The organism is Roseomonas sp. BN140053 (assembly GCF_047690175.1).
Classification (GTDB): Bacteria; Pseudomonadota; Alphaproteobacteria; order Acetobacterales; family Acetobacteraceae; genus Roseomonas.
Window position 1 is genome coordinate 1 of sequence record NZ_JBLLEB010000033.1, and the last position, 17,859, is coordinate 17,859.

General features: G+C 66.2%; 21 protein-coding genes and 1 pseudogene. 16 read left to right on the forward strand and 6 right to left on the reverse strand.

Translation table 11 applies throughout. The features are described from left to right. Both ACLIBK_RS20590 and ACLIBK_RS20595 read right to left on the reverse strand, forming a co-directional pair. Nucleotides 1-219 (reverse strand): annotated as a pseudogene (locus ACLIBK_RS20590) (hypothetical protein); the annotation flags it as partial. Continuing rightward, entirely contained in the window at nucleotides 216-539 is a 324-nt protein-coding gene (locus ACLIBK_RS20595) for a helix-turn-helix domain-containing protein (protein WP_415389181.1), read from the reverse strand. The gene ACLIBK_RS20595 and the pseudogene ACLIBK_RS20590, both read right to left, overlap by 4 nt. 132 nt (nucleotides 540-671) lie before the next feature. Here ACLIBK_RS20595 and ACLIBK_RS20600 point away from each other — a divergent pair, with 132 nt between their 5' ends. Genes ACLIBK_RS20600 through ACLIBK_RS20610 form a run of 3 tightly spaced genes read left to right on the forward strand, consistent with a single transcriptional unit; the run spans nucleotide 672 to nucleotide 3,444 of the window. Further along, nucleotides 672-1,937: a nucleotidyltransferase gene (locus tag ACLIBK_RS20600; RefSeq protein WP_415389182.1), complete on the forward strand. Its 1,266-nt coding sequence runs from the start codon at nucleotides 672-674 to the stop codon at nucleotides 1,935-1,937. Next, complete coding sequence (locus ACLIBK_RS20605; RefSeq protein WP_415389183.1) at nucleotides 1,934-2,410, forward strand: hypothetical protein; 477 nt, start codon at nucleotides 1,934-1,936, stop codon at nucleotides 2,408-2,410. The genes ACLIBK_RS20600 and ACLIBK_RS20605 overlap by 4 nt, the downstream gene beginning before the upstream one ends. Next, nucleotides 2,407-3,444 carry a CBASS cGAMP-activated phospholipase gene (locus ACLIBK_RS20610; RefSeq protein WP_415389184.1) on the forward strand — a complete coding sequence of 346 codons (1,038 nt, stop codon included), beginning with the start codon at nucleotides 2,407-2,409 and terminating at the stop codon, nucleotides 3,442-3,444. The genes ACLIBK_RS20605 and ACLIBK_RS20610 overlap by 4 nt, the downstream gene beginning before the upstream one ends. 107 nt (nucleotides 3,445-3,551) lie before the next feature. On the opposite strand, the gene ACLIBK_RS20615 is transcribed toward ACLIBK_RS20610, so the two are convergent. Then, on the reverse strand, nucleotides 3,552-4,457 hold the full coding sequence (locus ACLIBK_RS20615; protein WP_415389185.1) for an AraC family transcriptional regulator N-terminal domain-containing protein: 906 nt from the start codon (nucleotides 4,455-4,457) through the stop codon (nucleotides 3,552-3,554). A 134-nt stretch (nucleotides 4,458-4,591) separates the two neighbouring features. Between ACLIBK_RS20615 and ACLIBK_RS20620 the strand changes: the two genes are divergently transcribed. From ACLIBK_RS20620 to ACLIBK_RS20640, 5 genes are read left to right on the forward strand one after another with little or no spacing between them, the layout of a single operon-like run. Further along, nucleotides 4,592-5,335: an SDR family NAD(P)-dependent oxidoreductase gene (locus ACLIBK_RS20620; RefSeq protein WP_415389186.1), complete on the forward strand. Its 744-nt coding sequence runs from the start codon at nucleotides 4,592-4,594 to the stop codon at nucleotides 5,333-5,335. Nucleotides 5,336-5,348: 13 nt separating this feature from the next. Continuing rightward, on the forward strand, nucleotides 5,349-5,750 hold the full coding sequence (locus tag ACLIBK_RS20625) for a VOC family protein (RefSeq protein ID WP_415389187.1): 402 nt from the start codon (nucleotides 5,349-5,351) through the stop codon (nucleotides 5,748-5,750). Further along, nucleotides 5,747-6,736 (forward strand): saccharopine dehydrogenase family protein, encoded by a 990-nt coding sequence (locus tag ACLIBK_RS20630; RefSeq protein WP_415389188.1) that lies wholly within the window; start codon nucleotides 5,747-5,749, stop codon nucleotides 6,734-6,736. Before ACLIBK_RS20625 ends, ACLIBK_RS20630 begins: the two co-directional genes overlap by 4 nt. Nucleotides 6,737-6,738: 2 nt before the next feature. Further along, the gene (locus ACLIBK_RS20635) at nucleotides 6,739-7,482 is read left to right on the forward strand and encodes an SDR family NAD(P)-dependent oxidoreductase (protein WP_415389189.1); all 744 of its coding nucleotides are present in this window, start codon (nucleotides 6,739-6,741) and stop codon (nucleotides 7,480-7,482) included. 31 nt (nucleotides 7,483-7,513) lie between these two features. Beyond that, nucleotides 7,514-7,966 (forward strand): VOC family protein, encoded by a 453-nt coding sequence (locus ACLIBK_RS20640; RefSeq protein WP_415389190.1) that lies wholly within the window; start codon nucleotides 7,514-7,516, stop codon nucleotides 7,964-7,966. Nucleotides 7,967-8,267: 301 nt separating this feature from the next. Here ACLIBK_RS20640 and ACLIBK_RS20645 read toward each other — a convergent pair whose 3' ends face one another. Beyond that, nucleotides 8,268-9,188 carry a LysR family transcriptional regulator gene (locus ACLIBK_RS20645; protein ID WP_415389191.1) on the reverse strand — a complete coding sequence of 307 codons (921 nt, stop codon included), beginning with the start codon at nucleotides 9,186-9,188 and terminating at the stop codon, nucleotides 8,268-8,270. A gap of 105 nt (nucleotides 9,189-9,293) precedes the next feature. Between ACLIBK_RS20645 and ACLIBK_RS20650 the strand changes: the two genes are divergently transcribed. The 6 genes from ACLIBK_RS20650 to ACLIBK_RS20675 all read left to right on the forward strand — a co-directional run bounded on the left by ACLIBK_RS20650 (nucleotide 9,294) and on the right by ACLIBK_RS20675 (nucleotide 14,824). Then, nucleotides 9,294-9,677, forward strand: coding sequence for a cupin domain-containing protein (locus tag ACLIBK_RS20650; protein ID WP_415389230.1), 384 nt, complete (start codon nucleotides 9,294-9,296; stop codon nucleotides 9,675-9,677). 48 nt (nucleotides 9,678-9,725) lie between these two features. Further along, nucleotides 9,726-10,496, forward strand: coding sequence for an SDR family oxidoreductase (locus ACLIBK_RS20655; protein ID WP_415389231.1), 771 nt, complete (start codon nucleotides 9,726-9,728; stop codon nucleotides 10,494-10,496). A gap of 635 nt (nucleotides 10,497-11,131) precedes the next feature. After that, nucleotides 11,132-12,022, forward strand: coding sequence for a DNA N-6-adenine-methyltransferase (locus ACLIBK_RS20660; protein WP_415389192.1), 891 nt, complete (start codon nucleotides 11,132-11,134; stop codon nucleotides 12,020-12,022). A 204-nt stretch (nucleotides 12,023-12,226) separates the two neighbouring features. Continuing rightward, nucleotides 12,227-12,766, forward strand: a complete 540-nt coding sequence (locus tag ACLIBK_RS20665) for a hypothetical protein (protein WP_415389193.1) — start codon at nucleotides 12,227-12,229, stop codon at nucleotides 12,764-12,766. Between the two features lie 182 nt (nucleotides 12,767-12,948). Then, nucleotides 12,949-13,884, forward strand: a complete 936-nt coding sequence (locus ACLIBK_RS20670; RefSeq protein ID WP_415389194.1) for a hypothetical protein — start codon at nucleotides 12,949-12,951, stop codon at nucleotides 13,882-13,884. 28 nt (nucleotides 13,885-13,912) lie between these two features. Next, on the forward strand, nucleotides 13,913-14,824 hold the full coding sequence (locus ACLIBK_RS20675) for an HNH endonuclease (protein ID WP_415389195.1): 912 nt from the start codon (nucleotides 13,913-13,915) through the stop codon (nucleotides 14,822-14,824). 4 nt (nucleotides 14,825-14,828) lie between these two features. Here ACLIBK_RS20675 and ACLIBK_RS20680 read toward each other — a convergent pair whose 3' ends face one another. Together ACLIBK_RS20680 and ACLIBK_RS20685 are read right to left on the reverse strand one after the other, a co-directional pair. Next, a complete protein-coding gene (locus tag ACLIBK_RS20680) occupies nucleotides 14,829-15,926 on the reverse strand; it encodes a restriction endonuclease, SacI family (RefSeq protein WP_415389196.1) in 1,098 nt (365 codons plus the stop codon). Beyond that, nucleotides 15,923-16,108: a helix-turn-helix domain-containing protein gene (locus ACLIBK_RS20685; protein WP_415389197.1), complete on the reverse strand. Its 186-nt coding sequence runs from the start codon at nucleotides 16,106-16,108 to the stop codon at nucleotides 15,923-15,925. The genes ACLIBK_RS20680 and ACLIBK_RS20685 overlap by 4 nt, the downstream gene beginning before the upstream one ends. A 152-nt stretch (nucleotides 16,109-16,260) precedes the next feature. Here ACLIBK_RS20685 and ACLIBK_RS20690 point away from each other — a divergent pair, with 152 nt between their 5' ends. Next, nucleotides 16,261-17,517 (forward strand): DNA cytosine methyltransferase, encoded by a 1,257-nt coding sequence (locus ACLIBK_RS20690; protein WP_415389198.1) that lies wholly within the window; start codon nucleotides 16,261-16,263, stop codon nucleotides 17,515-17,517. Then, complete coding sequence (locus ACLIBK_RS20695) at nucleotides 17,514-17,807, forward strand: hypothetical protein (protein ID WP_415389199.1); 294 nt, start codon at nucleotides 17,514-17,516, stop codon at nucleotides 17,805-17,807. Before ACLIBK_RS20690 ends, ACLIBK_RS20695 begins: the two co-directional genes overlap by 4 nt. Nucleotides 17,808-17,859: the final 52 nt, after the last annotated feature.

Consider the following 17,859-nt stretch of genomic DNA (forward strand, 5'->3'; position numbering starts at 1 on the left):
CCCGCCGCGGCTTCCGCCGATCCGCATGAGCGCTCCCTCGAAGCCTGGCAGCGAGGCGCCCTGCACCTCCCGGATCGGGTCGTCAGGGAAGACATTGGCCGAGTACTCGCGGGCGAGGTCGGCGATCTGCACCGGGAAGCGCCGAGGGCCGTCGGCCACCAAGTTCAGCATGAGCGTCAGCTGGCTTGCCCAGGCCCGGGGTCCGACCGGGAGCTTCACGAGTCCTTGCTCCAGATGTCCACCATCTGGCGGAGCTTCTCCTTAGTCTGGGGGTCCAGGCTCCGGTACTGCCGGTAGAAGGCGTCGTCGGCGACGGCCTCCGTCGGGGTCGTCTGGCTGCCGTCGATAAGGAAATCCGCAGTCACCCCGAGCGCCTCGGCGATCCGGCCCACCTTCTCGGCCGAGGGCCGCGGCGGGTTCTTGTTCTCCAGCTCCCAAATGTAGCTCTTGCTGGACCCGGTCAGCTCGGCCAGCCGGTCGAGGGTGTAGCCCTTCTCCTTGCGGAGCTTCCGGATCTTGTCTCCCAACGCGTTCGCCATGTCCTTGTCCCCCGGGGTGTAAGTTCAGAGTAGGCGCATTTTTTTTCCTTGACAACGGCCACGCGGATCCGCAGCTTCGTGTTCGGAGTAGGCGTATTTCCTTTGCGCCGATTGCTCGGAGTTCCACGCGCGATGAACGACCTCACCCGGATAGCGGGGTACCCGACGGCGGAAGACCCGCTCGCCAACCCGCTGGACGCATTGCTGGCGGATATCGCCATCAGCGTGCAGCTCCCGCCTGGGCTGCACGCGAAGGCCTGCAGCAGGAAGGACAGCGTACAGGCCTTCCTGCAGCGTGAGGGCAGTCCTCTCCGCGGGCTGGTCGCTCGGTTCTACCCCCAGGGCTCCATGGCCATCGACGCCACGATCTCCACCCGGGGGACGGACGACGAGTACGACCTGGACCTGGTCGCCGAACTCCTTGTCCCGCCGGGGACGCCACCTGCCGTTGTCATGGAACTCCTCTGGCTGGCGCTGAAGGATTACCCGGTCGAGGGGGGCGTCACTCGCCAGACCCGGTGCGTGACGATCCACTACGCCGACGGCATGCACCTCGACGTCACGCCGTCGAGGCGGCTGCCGTTCACGGACGACTTCGCCAGCGTGATCTTCCATGCAAAGCCGGATGAGCCTCCGGCCCGGCACGCCGAGGTGCCCATGAACGCCTTCGGGTTTGCGGAGTGGTTCAAGCAGAGGACGCCGGTCGAGGATCGCTTCTCCGCCTCCTACAACACCCGCCTCCTTGCCTTCGACACCGCCATGAAGGCCGAGGCGGAGGTCCACGAGGTGCCGGAGCAGGTGCCGTTGCCTCGGAAGAGCGTCACCACGGTCGGGCTCCAGCTCGTCAAGCGGTTCCGGAACATTTGGAGCAGCACCAGGGAAGGGCGTTACCCGCCGTCGGTCATGCTGTCGTGCCATGCGGGCTACGCCGCCCAGCCCGGCATGCGCCTCAGCGACATGGTGGTGCGCCAGGCCCGATGGACGGCCAAGGCCATCGACGAGGCCGAGGCCCGGGGCAAGCTGGTCGATGTCCGCAACCCCAAGATGACGGAGGACCGCTTTACCGACCGCTGGCCCGAGAACCACGGCCAGCAAGGGGACTTCGCGGCAGCTCTCCATGGGCTGGCAGATGTCCTCGAACACGTGAGCCGCACCGGTGCCCAGCTCGAGGATCTTCAGGAGTGGCTCCGGGGATGCTTCGGCCCCTTGGTCGTCTCCCGCTCGGTCAAGGCGTTGAACGACCGGAACGGCAGGGCCCTGCGGTCAGGCACTCATGGCTACACCAGGAGCGGTGGTCTCCTCGTTCCCGCTGCGCCCGCCCTCGTGGGGGCCGCGAGCCCAGCGGCCGCGTTCGTCGCTCCGCGTCGCCACACCAACATGGGGGAGAGGCGGCCATGAGAGGGCCGCTGACCATCGACGAGCAGATCGCGGGCATGGCGATGGTCTGGCCGCGGTTCAGTCTCCTCGCACGGGACCGGGACAGCGCCATTTGGGAGGGTGAGGTCCGCCCCCTCTTCCAGACCTTCGCCATCCGCGTGTCGTATCGTGCCCCCCTGGTCGTTGAACTCCTCGACCTGAAGCGCCTCCAGCCGTGGGTGAGAGTCGTCGACCCGCCGCTGAGGCCCCGGAGAAACGACCCCGAAGGGCAGCTCCCGCACGTCTACTACACGGGCGAAGGCGCCCTGGACGTGGTGCTGTGCATGTTCGACCCGGAGGCCAACGAGTGGTCGCCGACCATGAGCCTCGCCGAGACCACCATCCCGTGGGCGGTGGACTGGCTGGCTTCCTACGAAGGATGGCGTGCGACCGGCGAATGGACCGGTGGTGGTCGGCACCTCGAAAGCCCCGTTCTGGATGGAGACCCCCGATGAACTACGTGCCACCGCGGCGCTCCGACGGCACCCACCAGGGACGGCGCCAGCAGCTTCCCTGGCCCAAGGACCGGCCCTTCCGGATCCTCTCCATCGACGGTGGCGGAATCTGCGGGATCCTGCCCGCGGCTATCCTTGCCGAGCTGGAAAGCAGGTTCCTCGGCGGACGCTCGGTCGCGGGTTACTTCGACATGGTCGCGGGCACCTCCACGGGAGGGATCATCGCGCTCGGGCTCGCCCACGGCCTCACGGGTCGCGACGTGCAGCGCTTCTACATGGAGAAGGGCGAGCAGATCTTCCCGAACTCGAACGCCCTGGTTCGGTGCTGGCGGTGGGCCCGCAAGTTCCATCGGAGTGCCTACGACAATCAGCCTCTCGAGCAGGAGCTGCTGAAGATCTTCGGCGACACGCCGTTCGGGGATGCAAGGATCCGTCTCTGCATCCCGAGTTTCGAGGGCATCCACGGTGAGCCCTGGATCTACAAGACGCCTCACCATCCGGACTACAGGAAGGACCGCGTCGAGCGCATGGTGAAGGTGGCGCTCGCCACTTCGGCAGCCCCTACCTACCTGAGGGCCGTCCCGAACAACGGTTACCTGATGGTGGACGGCGGTCTCTGGGCCAACAACCCGGTCATGAACGCCGTCACGGACGCACTGGCCTGCTACGACATCGAGCGCTCCCAAATCCGGGTTCTCAGTCTCGGGTGCGGGGAAACCGCCTTCAAGGTCGATCAGGCACGGTCCGGGGGTGGGCTGTTCCAGTGGAAGAACGCCATCAGGGCGGCGATGCGCGCGCAGTCGCACAATGCTCTCGGCCAGAGCTGGCTTCTTGTGGGCAAGGAGAATGTCGTCCGCCTCGACGCGCCCGAAACCAGCAATCCCATAGCCATGGATGACCACCGGCGTGCCGCGGCCGAGTTGCCTGCGATGGCGCGTTCTCTGGTGGAAGGGGCGGGCCAGCACGTCAAGGAACTGTTCCTGAGCGACATCGCCGTGCCCTACGAACCCTGTGCACTCAGCCGAGCCGTTTAACCGGACCTTAAGTTTGTCCGCTTCGCGCCCATTCCAGTCGCCTGCGCACCGCTGAAGGTTACCCAAAAGCGAACCTTCCTCGGTTTAACCGCGCTGATTCGAGGCGGCTATGCGGCCATTTCCGCGCTTCCCAAATTCTGGAGATGGCGGAAGATGCGCGCCGCGTCCTTGGCCGGAGGAGCCCCGAAGAAGCGGGCGTACTCGCGGCTGAACTGGGTCGCGCTTTCATATCCGACGTCAAAGGCCACGTCGCTTGCCTTCACGCCGCCGCTGACCAGCAGCAGCCGTGCCTGCAGCAGTCGGATGCGCTTCTGGAACTGCACCGGGCTTAGTGCCGTCGCGCTCTTGAAGTGCCGGTGGAAGGCAGAGGGGCTCATGGCGGCAATGGCGGCGAGCGCCTCCACCCGCAGCGGCTCGGCGAAATGCTGTCGGATCCACCGGATGGCGAGGTTGATCCGCGCCAGCGCGGTGCTGGGCGTGGCGATGTCGCGGAGCAGCGCCGCGTGCGGCCCTTGCAGCACCCGGTAGAGGATCTCGCGCTCGTAGGCAGGGGCCAGTGCCGGAATGTCGTCCGGCCGGTCCATCAGGCGCAGCATGCGGACCCAGGCATCCAGCAGTTCTGGTGTCACCGCAGCCACCGAGAAGCCCGCCATCGGCGCCTGTGCCGCCGGTGAGGGCAGGTCCGTCAGCAGGGTTGCAATCACCTGCGGGGCCAGCGTGAGGCTGACCGCAAGGTAGGGCGTGCCTAACGTGCTAGGGTGGACAGCCCCGACCGCAGGCAGGTCGACCGACATCACGAAGTAGGTCGCCGGATCGTAGTGCAGGGTCTGATCGCCGACCGTCATCGACTTGCTGCCTTGCAGGATCAGGTTGACCATCGGGTCATAGCAGGCGGCGAGTTCATGCTCGGGCACCTGTCCCTGAACCATCGCCACGCGCGGAATGCCCGTCTCGGTTTTCCGGTTCCCGGCCCGCGCAGCCAGGGCGCGCAGTTCAGTCAGCTGCTGTTCCATGCCTGTCACAGTGTTCTGCCCGGTCAGGGGAAGCAACCCGGAAAGCAGGAATAGGCAAGATTCGGGTAGGAACCGCGACGCGCGGTTGGGTCGTGGCCGCATAGCTTCGTTGGCAGATATCGGAGTTACGCACCATGGAAGTCATCGCTATCACGGGCGGCAGCCGGGGCATCGGTGCGGCCGCGGTACGAGCCTGCGCCGATCGCGGCCTGGGCGTCATCCTGACCTACAACAGCCATCCCGAGGCCGCCGAGGCTGTCGTGACGCAGATTGGGCAAAGTGGCGGTCGCGCGGTGGCGCTGCCGCTCGACGTCGCTGACACGGCGAGCTTCCCCTTGTTCCGGGCGGCAGTGACGCGCGCGCTGGAAGAGACCTGGAACGGCGCCAGCCTGCGCGGCCTCGTCAACAATGCCGGGTTCGGGCTCTACAACCCAATCGAGACCGTTACCGAGGCGCAATTCGACGGCCTGTTCTCAGTGCACCTCAAGGGGCCGTTCTTTCTGACGCAGGCGCTGCTGCCGCTGATCCGCGATGGCGGGGCCATCGTCAACCTGACCAGCGCCACCACTCGCGTGGCAACAGCAGGCGTGGCGCCCTATGCCAGCTTCAAGGGTGGGCTGGAGGTGCTGACCCGCTACATGGCCAAGGAATTTGGCCCGCGCCGAATCCGCGCCAATGCCGTCTCGCCGGGCGCGATCCGAACCGAGTTGGGCGGCGGCCTGACCGACGAATTCGAGGTCATGCTCGAGCCGCAGACGGCGCTCGGCCGTGTCGGCGAGGCGGAGGAGGTCGGCCGCGTCATCGCCAGCCTGCTGGCGGACGAGTTCGGCTGGGTGAATGGCCAGTCGATTGAGGTCGGCGGTGGCTATTGCATCTGAAGGAGCGGTGACCATGCTCGACCACGTTTTCCTGCCGGTCAGCGACCTCGGGCGCTCGATCACCTTCTACCAGGCGGCGCTGGCGCCGCTCGGCATCATCGACCGCTTGGATTACAATGGCCGCAACGGCCCGCCGGGCCATCCGGACCTCAAGGGGTTCGGCGCGAAGGGGCGCGTGTTCTTCTGGCTGCGCCAGGGTGAGGCCAAGGGCCAAGCGGCACATGTCGGCTTCGTGGCGCGCTCGCGCGAGGAGGTCGATGCCGCCCATGCCGCCGCAATGGCGGCGGGTGCTGCGGACAATGGCGCGCCAGGCCCGCGGCTCCACTACGACCCGCGCTACTACGCAGCGAATGTCCTGGACCCGGACGGCTACAGCCTCGAGTTCGTGTTCAAGTCCTGGCAGCACCCGCAATGACCCGGCTGATGATCTACGGGGCGACCGGCTACACTGGCCGCATGGCAGCCGCCCATGCCAGGGCAGCCGGGCTCGACCTCATCCTGGCTGGGCGGGATGAGCCGCGGCTTGCGGAACTCGGCGGCTCTCTCGGCGTGGAGCACCGGGTGTTCGCACTGGACGAGAATACGGTAGTTCATGCTGCGCTGCAGAACGTCGCGGTGCTGCTGAACTGCGCAGGTCCGTTCCAGCGCACGGCCGACCCGCTGATGCGTGGGGCCATTAGAGCGGGCGCCCACTACCTCGATATCGCCGCCGAACTCGACAGCTATCGCTTGGCCGAGGCTTATGACGCGGAGGCGCGGGCCGCCGGGATCATGCTGCTGCCCGGCAGCGGCGGCAGCGTCGCCATGCTAGGATCGCTGGCAGGCCGGGCTGCTGAGCGCATCATCCGCCCCCACACTATCCGCGTCGCACTTCACGTTGCCGGGACAATGTCTCGCGGCTCTGCCATCAGCGCGCGCGAAAATCTGACGGCCGAGTGCCTCGAACGCGCTAACGGCGCTTTGCGGGCCTGTGAGCCGGGCATCACGAGGAATTTCGATTTCGGCAGCGGCCCCGTGCCCTGCTTCCCCGTCACGCTGCCAGACTTGGTGACTCTCTGGCGGGCACTACAGGCACCGAACATCAGCACCTTCGTCCACGTTTCCGGCAGCGCTTTCCCGAGCGGCGAGCTGGATGCCCTGCCGGACGGTCCCTCTGCTGAGGAGCGCGAGGCCAACCGCTACCAAGCCTCGCTCGAGGTGACTGGCGCCGGGGGGAAGACCGTCCGCGCCATCCTCGACACCGTCAATGGCTACAGCTTCACTCCGCTGGCGGCCGCCGAGGCGGCGCGCCGGGTCCTCGCCGGAAAGGCGCGGCCCGGCTTCCAGACCCCAGCGGAACTGTTCGGCAACGGCTTTGCCGAGTCCATCGCCGACACAACCATCCAAATCCTTCAGGACTGACCATGACCATCATCGATAAACCCGTCGCCCTCGTCACCGGGGGATCCAGCGGCATTGGCTTGGCCATCGCCCGCCGCTTCGCCGAGTTGGGCATGCAGGTCGTCCTGGTTGGACGGCGGCAGGACGCCCTGGACACGGCGGCTTCCAGCCTGGGTGCCGCCGCAGTGGGCCTCGCCGCCGATGTGACCAGTCCTGCCGACCTCGAGCGGCTGTTTGCCGAGGTGAAGGCGCGGTTCGGCCGGTTGGACGTGCTGGTGCCCAATGCGGGTGGTGGGCAGCACGCCCCGTTGGGGCAGATCACCGAGGCACAGTTCGACCAGCAGTTCGCCACCAACGTGAAGGGGGTCGTCTTCACGGTGCAGACAGCCTTGCCGCTGATGAAGCCCGGCGCCGCCATCGTCATCATTGGCTCGACGGCCTCCATCGATCCCGGTCCCACCATGAGCATCTACGGCGCGACCAAGGCGGCCGTGCGGAACCTGGTGCGGAGTTGGGTGAGCGACCTCAAGGGCAGCGGCATCCGCATCAACATCGTCAGCCCTGGCCCAACGAACACGGCGTCTCTCCGGGAGGCCTTCGGCGGGCATGCGGAGCAGGGGCTGGCATTCCTGACAGCCAAGAGCCCGATCGGCCGGATCGGCGAGCCGGAGGAGATCGCGGCGGTCGCCGCCTTCCTGGCCAGCGACGCCGCCAGCTACGTCAACGGCGTGGAACTCTTCGCTGATGGCGGGGCGTCGCAGGCGTGACATGGTCCATCCCGCAAAAGCGGAGTGAGCCGTGACCGCGAAGAAGGAGTTACCTGCGCCTATGGGCGATGCGATCCTCGACCACATCGAGTTCACGGTGGCTGACGCGGAGCGGTCGCGCCGCTTCTACGAAGCAGCGCTCCACCCCTTTGGAATGACCGTCGTCATCCGTGTCGGACCCGAGCGGACGCGCACGGGCGGCACACGGTACGGCTTGGGCCGAGATGGGTACCCGAGAATCTGGTTCCACGATGGCGAGGCCCCGGGCAGTCCCATGCACCTCGCGCTTGCGACCACCAACCGTCGTGTCGTGGACGCCTTCCACGCGGCCGCGCTCGCAGCCGGAGGCACGGACAATGGTGCCCCCGGCATTCGGGAGCGCTACCACCCTGCCTACTATGCCGCGTTTGTCCTCGACCCGGACGGGAACAACATCGAAGCCGTGTGTCAGGTGCCCGAGCGGGAGGTGATGCCCAAGCCGTAAGCGTATGGCGTCGTGCCGGAGATAGGCACTCTGCTGCTCGAAGTACGTGCGCATGAGACAGTGCCCGATCCGTGGCGGGCAGACACTGTGCTGGCATGTCCGGAAGGCCGCGACGGTTCCGCCGTCATGTTCGCTTCCCAGCATTCTGGTCTCGGAAGCGGACTGGCCGCTTCCGGCCAGACTCTGTCGTGACGACTTCGCGCTCGAAAGCAGTCGCCGAATGAGCAAAATCGACTTCCTGGGAGCAGACGTCGGCGTCTGAACAGGCTTGTTCATCGAGTGACTGGCTTCCTCTGCCTGATCATGCAGGCGGAAGTGTTGCGGCCGCGCCCCTGTAGCGCATGACCTCAACGAAAGCCGCGAAGGCGGGCGAGTTTCGCTTCCGGCTGGGGTAGTAGAGGTAGAAGCCGTCGATCATCGGGCACCAGTCCGCCAGGACCTCGACCAGCCTGCCGTCAGCGAGGTACGGCGCTGCGAGTTCCTGCGGCACAAAGCCCAGGCCGATGCCGTCAACCGCTGCCCCGAGCACCGGCATGGCACTGTTGAACGCGGTCTGCCCCTCGACCCTCAGGTTGAGGTCACGCCCGTCCGGCAAGCGGAACTCCCATGGCCAATATCCGCCAGCAGTCGAGAGCCGGAGGTTGATGCAGTTGTGGTTGCTCAAGTCATAAGGCGTGGCTGGCGCGGAACGGCGCTCGAAATAGGCCGGTGACCCAACGACACTGAAGCGCCAGTCCGGACCGACGCGTGTGGCGACCATGTCCCGCTCAATGGATTCCCCGATGCGGACACCGGCGTCGAACTTTTCTTCGACGATGTTGGTCAACGCGGGGTCCATGCTCATCTCGACGCGGATGTCTGGGTACTTGCGCAGGAAGGCTGCTAGTCTTGGGCGGAACACGACCTCGATGACCACATCGACGCAGGTGATCCGGATGTTGCCTGCGGGCCTGTCGCGCAGCGCGCCGATGTCGTCCAGTTCAGCGCCGATTTGCTCCATCAGCGGACCGACCCTACGCTGGAGACGCTCTCCTGCCTCGGTCGTTGACACGTTGCGGGTTGTCCGGGAGAGGAGGGGTACCCCGAGGCGGGTCTCCAGCCCCTTGATGGTGTGACTCAGCGCAGAGGACGTGACGCCGAGTTGCCCGGCCGCCTTGGTGAAGCTCCGCTCCCGGGCGACGGCGAGGAAAGCGGCGATCTCGTTGATATGGTCGCGGGGCATTGCTGAGCTTATTTCAGTACCTCACGAACTTTATGCCCGCTAATCGTAGGGATCAACGGCCGATACACTCCTAGGACCATCCTAAGGAGACGAGCGTTGGAAATCATGCGTGCGGGCCGCCCCTCGATGAAGGGGCCGAGCGACTGGTTCACCGGTCAGGTGCGGGTCGACCCGCTGTTCAACGAGCACGCGCCCGAGCGGGTGCAGGGCGTCAGCGTCACCTTTGAGCCCGGTGCCCGCACCGCGTGGCATACGCATCCCCTGGGGCAGACCCTCATCGTCACGGCCGGGATCGGCCAGGTGCAGCGCTGGGGTGGCCCCATCGAGCAGATCCGCCCCGGTGACGTCGTCTGGTTCGCGCCCGGCGAGAAGCACTGGCACGGCGCGGCCCCGCAGACGGGAATGACCCACATCGGCCTCCAGGAAGTCGAGAACGGCCGGATGGTCGACTGGATGGAGCATGTGACCGACCAGCAGTACGGCGGCTGAGGTTGTGACGGTCCGCACTCCTGGCACAGAGGCCGGAACAAGGCGGCCATCAAGGCAGGCGATTGGGTGGTCGCGACGGGTCGCAACGTTGGGAAGATCAAGGCGGCGCTCGAGGGGATCGCGAGCGACAACCTTGCCATCATCGAACTCGACGTGACCGACGAGGCGCAGGCCAAGGAGGCTATCGCGGCCACGATCAGCCGCTTCGGGCGCCTCGACGTCCTGGTCAACAACGCGGGCTACGTCCTGTCCGGCAAGTTCGAGGCCCTCGCGACGTCGCAGGTCCGGCAACTCTTCGACACCAACTTCTTCGGCGTGATCAACCTGATGCGGGCTGCCTTGCCCGTCATGCGGGAACAGCGCGCCGGTCACATCCTGAACGTGAGCTCGGTCGCGGGCGTTCTTGGTATGGCGAACAGCAGCGCCTACGCCTCATCCAAGTTTGCCCTGGAGGAATTGTCGCTGTCGGTGATGCATGAGGTCGCGCCCTTCGGCATCAAGCTCACCGTGGTGGAGCCCGGCTACTTCCGAACCGACTTGGTGAAACCCTCGAACATCAAGTTCGGCGAGAACAAGGTCGCCGACTATGAGAACGGCGGCGACACTAGGCAGAACATGGCGAAGGTCCACGGGAACCAGCCCGGCGATCCGGACAAGTTCGGCGACGTGCTCGTGCAGGTCGTCGGCATGGAAACCCCGCCGAGGATCTTCGTGGCTGGCAGTGACGCCCTGACGATGATCGCACCCTCGATCGACATGCGCCTCGAGGACATGCAGGCCTTTACGGATCTGTCCAAGTCCACGGACGGCCAGTTCTAACCGCCGCGTTGGCTGCGCCGTCGGCCGCCCGGCCGTCGACGCCGCCATAAACCAACGCATCTAGTACATCGGCGCCGCAGGGCGTCTGGACAGGGCATCCTTCCATGAATGCTACACAGCCTGTTTCACGCCTTCTCGACGGCCGCACGGTTCTGGTCGTAGGCGGCACCTCCGGGATTGGCCTGTCCACCGCCCTTCAGGCCAAGGCGGCGGGCGCCGAGGTGACCGGGCAGGAACATTGTCGACGCTTGCAGTCCTCCGCCGGGCAGCGCCAATGCCCTGGCACGGGAAGCCCAGGCCGAAGGGTTAGGCGTCGCCTCCCGGCCGGGCTCCTTCCTGGTACACGTCTTCTGCCCGCCCTCAGCATGGCTGACGCCACTGCCCTGGATCCTTCCTTCCGCCAAGTCTCCCAGGCACTTAAATCGCTAATCAATCTCTGGGCAAAGGTCGCCCGGACCGCCGCCCAGCCTTTTCCAGATGCCTGACGTTGGCCAAGCAAGCCCCGTCGTGTCGCGCCAACTTCCTTTTCATTATTTCCCCTGTAAGCTTGTCCCGTGCACCAGATTCCTTGCTCTTCCTCCCTGGGCTCCAGCCTTCGTGCGGCGCGCCGGGCGGCGTCAAACACTCAGGTTTCCTTGGCAGCTCAGGTCGGTATCTCTCTTCCGTCGCTGCGGCAGGCCGAGCGCGGCCAGGGTGCTCTCGGCACCTTCACGGCGCTCGCCTCCGCGCTTGGGTTGGAGCTCGGCGGACGTTCTCTTCCCCCAGGGGATACACTCGGTTCACGCCTCGCGACGCTTCGAAAGCGACGACGGCTTGGGCGGCGCGTTCTCGCCGAAATCGCGGGGATCAGTCCGACCACGCTGGCAGCCGTCGAACAAGACCAAGGCGCCCATCTCGCGACGGTGGCTCGAATCGGAGAAGCATTGGGTGCCCGGCTCCGTCTCGTGCCTATAGGATCGCCGCCGGATTTTTGGACCGCCGCCGCAGCATCGAGTGCGCATGACGGGTGGACTACACCGCTCGAAGTTCTCGAGCGCCTCTACGAGGTCGTGGGCAGTTCGTTCGATTTGGATCCCTGCTCCCCCGCCAGATCTGGCCTGCGCGCGTTGGTCCGGGCCCGTATTCGCTACGTGGCGGAGGACAACAGCCTTGAGCTCCCCTGGGTAGGAGCGGTGTTCATGAATCCACCGTACGGCAGAGGCCTGTCTTTATGGACCACCAAAGCACGATTGGAAGCGGCAACCGGCCGGGCTTCCGTCATCTTCGGACTCATCCCGGCCCGCACCGACACGCGCTGGTGGCACGCGGACGTCGCGGGCCACGCGGATGTCTGGCTCCTGAAGGGACGTCTGTCATTTGGGGATGGACAGCAAGCTGCCCCATTCCCATCGGCCATCGTCGTCTGGGCTGCGACGGACGAGCACCGTACTCGGATGGCCAAAGCCTTTCCCGATGCGTGGCACGTTCCATCCAGTAAGGCTGCTTCCTTGCGTGAGGAGACGCTGCTGATTGCCACTGACAACTGAACTAGCTTGCCGCAGCGAGGTGCTAGAGTGAGTTCGTCCTTCAAAGGTGCAAGACACAGGCCCGGGGGCACTGGGGAAACCTGACGCCTCCGGGCCTTGTCGCATCCTAGGCCCCTAGTGGATTTGTCATCCCCATGGTGACGATATTCTTGCTCCCGCGCCACTCGCTCCGTCACCCTGGTTTCCAGGAGCGAGGAGGGCACCATGGACGCGCCGCTCGAGATTTCCGTCGGGTCAATGGACGCCGTGATCGACTGCCTCCGGCGTCTCGCCGCGATGCCCGACCTTGGCTCCGACGAGACCTTCGTTGGCGCCGTCTCCCGCCGCGTCGAGCTGTCCGCAGGCGCTGCGCTGGCGTGCCGCAAGATCCTCGCGCGCCACCGGGACCGGTTGCCCGAGCACATGGTCGCCGTGGCTCTCGGCGAGAGCGAGCCTCTTGCGGTCGAGCCCGCTAGCTGCGAAGCACTCGACGAGATGCTCGAGATGCTGGGGCACCCCGCGTTGGGGGCTTCCGTACCCTCGGTCTCGAAGCGGGGTCGGGGCAGGCCGCCCAAGGGCGACGGGGCGATGAGCAAGGCGGAGCGGAACCGGCGGTGGCGGGAGGGGAGGGGCATCGTCTCCCTCGAAGTTCCGGCCGCCGTCGCGGAGCGGGTCCGGCAGCTCCGCGACGGCCGGACAACGGCGCAGCTGCTGCTAGCCGCCCTGGATGCCCTTGAGCGGGCGGAAGGATCCCGGGCGACCTGACAATGCCGCTTCTCGCGCGAACACAGGAACGGCATGATCCGACCATGAAATTGTTCCGGGAAGCTAGGACCCTGAAGGGCAAGGCGCTGTGCTCTCTCCGCAGGGCGGTAACAGCGTTCAATGGGTGCGATGAGGATGGAAGGGTCACCTGCGTCCTCCTGCACATGCAGCACTCCGCTGAGATGCTGTTGAAGGCCATTCTCGTCCAGAAGCGGGTGAGGGTTTTCGACCCGGGTAAGCGCACCAGCATCGGGTTCGCGAAGTGCGTCAACCTGGCCATGCAGCACGCCGGTCTGACAGCAGAGGAAGCCGGTCTGCTGCGCGCAGTCGATGCGTTCCGGGACGCCGAGCAGCACTGGCTCATCGTGGTGCCGGAAGACGTCCTCTACCTCCACGCCCGTGGGCTGGTGACCGTGTTCGACGACCTGCTCCGGCGCACTCTGGGCGACACGCTCGCCAGCCACCTGCCGGGCAGGGTCCTACCCATCAGCACACAGGCGCCAGTCAGCTTCGACCTGCTCGTGGATCGCGAATACACCCAGATCCGGGAGCTTCTGCAGCCGGGGAAGCGGCAGCGCCACGAGGCACGCGGCCGAATTCGCAGCTTGTTGGCGATGGAGTCGCACGCCGCCGAGGAGGTGGACGTCAGCGAGGCTGACATCGACCGTGTGGAGAAGGCCATCCGGGGCAGCAAAGCCCGAAGCGAGGTGTTTCCCCGCCTCAACGGTCTCGACACGCAGATCTCGGGATCGGGCGCGACCATCACAGTGCGCTTCACGAAGAAGGGTGACGAGGCGGCGCCAGTTCGCCTCATTGCCGCCGATGACCCGTCCGAGGCGGCCGCAGTGCGCGAGGTGGACCTGCAGAAGAGGTTCTACCTCTCGGCGACGACCCTTGCGAAGAAGCTGAAGCTGACACCTCCGAAGTCGCACGCTCTGCGGAAGACGCTGGGAATCGATGTCGACCCCCAGTGCATGCACATCTTCACCTTCGGCAAGTCGAAGCACCCGATGTTCTCCGACAACGCCTTCGTCCGGATGAGGGATGCCCTGGCGGCGGCGAAGGCTGCGTCTACCGCAACTGCTGCCCCCAGCATCAGCACGGCGAAAGCAGCATGAAGGCTTTCCCTTTCGGCGGCGGAAAGCAGTGAAGGGCGTCTTCGACACCAGGGCTGGGACCGTTTACGACGACGATATCACCAGCCGATACCATTTCCCGAACCGATACCTGGAAATCGCGAGGCAGTCCGTCGGAGACTGGATCATCTACCGCGAGCCGCGGCGGGGAGGGGGCAGGGAGGGCTACGTGGCCGTCGCGCGTGTGGAGGACCTGGTGGTCGACACCGCCAAGTCCGGGTTCACCTACGCGATTATTACCGACTACCTGCCCTTCGACGCGGTGGTCCCCTTGCGGCGGCCGGGCGGCTTCTACGAGGGCTTCCTGGCCCAGGTCGAGAACCCGAGCCGTATCGGCGCGGCGATGCAGGGGCGGTCGCTGCGGACCGTCACGGACGCGGAGTTCGGAGCCATCGTCAGGGCGGGCCTGCGGGAGACGCTGGCGCCCGCGAACGCAATCCGGCTGGAGCTGGATCCTGCTCACCTCGATGCCGAGGCGCGTGCCCTGGTAGAGGCGCCGCCTGAGGAGCAGGAACGCCGCATCGAACAGGTGCTAGTGAACCGGAAGATCCGCGACGCCGCCTTCCGGAAGTCGGTGGTGGACGCCTACGACGGTCGATGCGCCGTGACAGGCCTCCGGCTCATCAACGGTGGCGGCAAGGCGGAGGCCCAGGCCGCGCACATACTGCCGGTCGCTGCGGGCGGCCCCGACGTGGTCCAGAACGGCATCGCCCTGTCGGCAACCGTCCACTGGCTCTTTGACCGACACCTGATATCGCTGACGGACGAGCTGGGACTGCTCGTGTCCCACAACCGGGTGCCCTCGGAGTTGCGCAGCCTGTTCCAGCAGCAGATGGAGCGTGTCCATCTGCCCAAGGACCGTAACCTCTGGCCTCATCCCCAGTACATCCAAAGGCACCGGGAACAGTTCGCGCCGGGGTAGCCGGTCAGCTCACCAGGGCTTCCCACATCTCGACTGCCTTGGGGGACGCCTCCACCTCGATGAGGCGGTCGCGGATCGTGTCCACCGCCAGAAGTGCAGCCTCGGGCTTCGCCGACGGCGCCCAGAAGAGGCACTGCTCCGCGAACTCGGTCCATGATGTGAACAGGGTCATGCTAACGCCGATGCTGGTCGACCAATCGAGGATCTCACGGCCGTCAAGCTGGGGTTGGCGCTCGGAGACGAGGACCATGGCCGCTTCCCGAACGCCTCTCTCCATGCAGGTGCGGCCAAATAGGGCCACGTCGGAGAATCGGACAGGCTTATCGCGCACCTCGAAGGCCTTCTCGTAGATCCGCGCATCGGTCTCCGAGGAGTCGACCGCAAGAACCGCCACGTCGCCGGGGTAGTGGCGCGACGGGTCGTTGACGCGGCCGCTCTCGATCCTGCTCGTTCCCTCGACGACATCGAGCAGACCTGCCACGACGGCCTGAGCCCGTCGCCCGCCTTCGGAATCCTCCCCCACCAGCTGCCGGATGGCAGTGATCAGCTTTTCCGGAGAGATCGCGGATCTGGCCAGGGTCTCGGTGTAGCGGCGCTGGTAGCGGCGACGGACCGCGATGAAGGCGCGGAGTCCACGGCGTGCGTTCTCCGGTGACGATCCCTGCAGCTCGTCTACCAGTCCGACCATGTAGTCGAAGGCGGTCTTGGCCTTCCCTCGCACGGGTGTCGCGTCGCCCAGGTAGACCATCCGGAAGTAGGGCTGGTTGTTCAGAGGTTCCCGGCCGTTGACGCCGAGGCTGAAGCCCAGCTCGGCCGACAGGGGGACGAGTGTCCCGTGGCAGAGGCTGCGGGCCGAGTAGGCGTTGGCGTTCCCACGCGCGTGACTCGGCTTCACGATGCGCAGGTCGGCATCCGGGTCCAGCGAGCGGGCAAGGATGCTTGTCCCCAGGAAGGCGATGTGTGTCCGCGACGAGCCGCGCTCCTCGCACAGCCTGGACAGTTCCTCGATCTTGCCCTGCCAAGCGGGATCGATCCTGCCGTTCTCCGCCTGGGACGCCTCCTCACGGACGACGGCCTCGGCGTGCTTAGAGTCGATCTTCATGCCCTACTCGCCGCGTCGGAAAGGGCGACATCAAGTTCGAGCAGGTCGCCTGGAGTGCAGCCGCAGGCAAGGCAGATCTTCTCGATCATGGATAGGGTTGCGTTGTAGCCGGGCCGAGATCCGATGGACTGGAGAGTGGCCACCGCTATGCCTGTTTGTGCTGATAGCACCTCGTAAGTCATCCGCCTTCCTGTCCGTTCGGAGCAGGCGCGCATGACTTCCCGCAGGCGAACCCTGATCATAGGGTTTTCTTGTATTGACAATACAAATTCATCCCGGCAGTCTGCGCGCTATGCTAGTGACCGATATGCTAGCAGAGTGTCAGGGAGTCGCCATGAGAGCCATCAGCCTGTTTTCCGGTATCGGCGGGCTGGACTTCGGCTTCGAGGCGGCCGGTTTCCAGACCCGGGTCGCACTGGAGATGGACCGGCACTGCTGCCGGGCGATCCGGTCGAACCGGCCGGACTGGGCGGTGATCGAGGACGACGTGAACGCCGTTCCTGGAGACGACATCCTGTCGAAGGCAGGCCTCGCGGCCGGGGAGGCCGACATCCTGATCGGCGGGCCTCCTTGCCAGCCCTTCTCCAAGTCTGGCTACTGGGTCCGCGGTGATACCCTGCGGCTGGACGACCCCCGCGCTGGCACGCTGCGGGGCTACCTCGACGTGCTGCGACACACCCGCCCGCGGACCTTCCTGCTCGAGAACGTTGGCGGGCTGGCCTATGCGGACAAGAACGAGGGCCTGCGCTTCATCCTCGATGGTGTCCGCCGCATCAACGCCGAGACCGGGACCGACTACCGGGTGTCGTGGAAGGTCATCAACACCGCTGAGTACGGCGTCCCTCAGATCCGGGAGCGTACCTTCCTCATCGGGTCGCGGGACGGACGCGAGTTCCGCTTTCCCGAACCGACCCACACCTCGCTGCCCGTGACGAACGGGGCAGACCTGTTCTCGAGCAGCGGGCCACAGCCCTTCCGGACCGCGTGGGACGCCCTGGGCAACCTTTCGGAGCCGGGGGGAGAGGAGCGTCGCAAACTGGAGATGGGAGGCGCCTGGCGGGACCTGCTGCCCTCGATCCCAGAAGGGGAGAACTACCTCTGGCACACCGACCGGAAGGGCGGCCTGCCGCTCTTCGGGTGGCGCACCCGGTACTGGTCCTTCCTTCTCAAGCTGTCGAAGCGCCTGCCTTCCTGGACGGTGCAGGCCCAGCCCGGCAGCGCGATTGGCCCCTTCCACTGGAATAACCGTCGCCTGAGCTTCGCCGAGCTGTGCCGGATCCAGACCTTCCCTGACGGGTTAGCCGTGGAGGCGGGGCGGACCGAGATGCAGCGGATGCTGGGCAATGCCGTGCCGTCGCTGATTGCCGAGGTGCTGGCGCGCGAAATCCGGCGGCAGCTGCTCGATCAGGCCGTGAACGAGCCACTCCATCTCATGCCGCCGCGCCGGGCGCATGTCCCCGCCGCGGAGGTCCCGCTTCCCGTCCCGACGAAGTATCTCTCGATGCAGGGTGATCACGCGGCCCATCCGGGAACGGGAAAGGGCAGCGCGGCGCGCCGTCGGGCCGAGGAGCAGAGGAAGGCGGCGGCATGACGGCCGGAGCAGCCCGCGAGCGCCGCTGGCTGCTGCTCGCGGAGTCGGGCGATCACTCCTGGCTCGGCCGCGCCACGGATCCCACGGAGGACGAGATCGGTGCTGCCGAGGGCTCGCTGCGCCGCGCAGGCGTGGGTGGGTTCCTGGCGATCTCGGAGGGCGACTACTGGAGCAGGGGGCCGATGAGCCTGCTCGAGGTGCGTCGGCTCAACACCCCCGGTGCTTCCTTCGATGCGGCAGTCTCGGCATTCCTGGTGAAGCGGCAGATGGCCGTGGAGAGTGCTTCCTGAACGGTCCGAAGGACGCATGCCCGCCAGGGCGGAGGAATCATTCCCTTCCGGA

Excerpts from the sequence above, each read along its gene's own strand:
- ACLIBK_RS20665 (WP_415389193.1), top strand. The coding sequence starts at position 12,227 with ATGGACGCGCCGCTCGAGATTTCCGTCGGGTCAATGGACGCCGTGATC.
- ACLIBK_RS20670 (WP_415389194.1), top strand. The coding sequence starts at position 12,949 with ATGCTGTTGAAGGCCATTCTCGTCCAGAAGCGGGTGAGGGTTTTCGAC.
- ACLIBK_RS20645 (WP_415389191.1), bottom strand. The coding sequence starts at position 9,188 with ATGCCCCGCGACCATATCAACGAGATCGCCGCTTTCCTCGCCGTCGCC.
- ACLIBK_RS20620 (WP_415389186.1), top strand. The coding sequence starts at position 4,592 with ATGGAAGTCATCGCTATCACGGGCGGCAGCCGGGGCATCGGTGCGGCC.
- ACLIBK_RS20630 (WP_415389188.1), top strand. The coding sequence starts at position 5,747 with ATGACCCGGCTGATGATCTACGGGGCGACCGGCTACACTGGCCGCATG.
- ACLIBK_RS20650 (WP_415389230.1), top strand. The coding sequence starts at position 9,294 with ATGCGTGCGGGCCGCCCCTCGATGAAGGGGCCGAGCGACTGGTTCACC.
- ACLIBK_RS20610 (WP_415389184.1), top strand. The coding sequence starts at position 2,407 with ATGAACTACGTGCCACCGCGGCGCTCCGACGGCACCCACCAGGGACGG.
- ACLIBK_RS20600 (WP_415389182.1), top strand. The coding sequence starts at position 672 with ATGAACGACCTCACCCGGATAGCGGGGTACCCGACGGCGGAAGACCCG.
- ACLIBK_RS20680 (WP_415389196.1), bottom strand. The coding sequence starts at position 15,926 with ATGAAGATCGACTCTAAGCACGCCGAGGCCGTCGTCCGTGAGGAGGCG.
- ACLIBK_RS20605 (WP_415389183.1), top strand. The coding sequence starts at position 1,934 with ATGAGAGGGCCGCTGACCATCGACGAGCAGATCGCGGGCATGGCGATG.
- ACLIBK_RS20615 (WP_415389185.1), bottom strand. The coding sequence starts at position 4,457 with ATGGAACAGCAGCTGACTGAACTGCGCGCCCTGGCTGCGCGGGCCGGG.
- ACLIBK_RS20685 (WP_415389197.1), bottom strand. The coding sequence starts at position 16,108 with ATGACTTACGAGGTGCTATCAGCACAAACAGGCATAGCGGTGGCCACT.
- ACLIBK_RS20690 (WP_415389198.1), top strand. The coding sequence starts at position 16,261 with ATGAGAGCCATCAGCCTGTTTTCCGGTATCGGCGGGCTGGACTTCGGC.
- ACLIBK_RS20595 (WP_415389181.1), bottom strand. The coding sequence starts at position 539 with ATGGCGAACGCGTTGGGAGACAAGATCCGGAAGCTCCGCAAGGAGAAG.
- ACLIBK_RS20625 (WP_415389187.1), top strand. The coding sequence starts at position 5,349 with ATGCTCGACCACGTTTTCCTGCCGGTCAGCGACCTCGGGCGCTCGATC.
- ACLIBK_RS20695 (WP_415389199.1), top strand. The coding sequence starts at position 17,514 with ATGACGGCCGGAGCAGCCCGCGAGCGCCGCTGGCTGCTGCTCGCGGAG.
- ACLIBK_RS20635 (WP_415389189.1), top strand. The coding sequence starts at position 6,739 with ATGACCATCATCGATAAACCCGTCGCCCTCGTCACCGGGGGATCCAGC.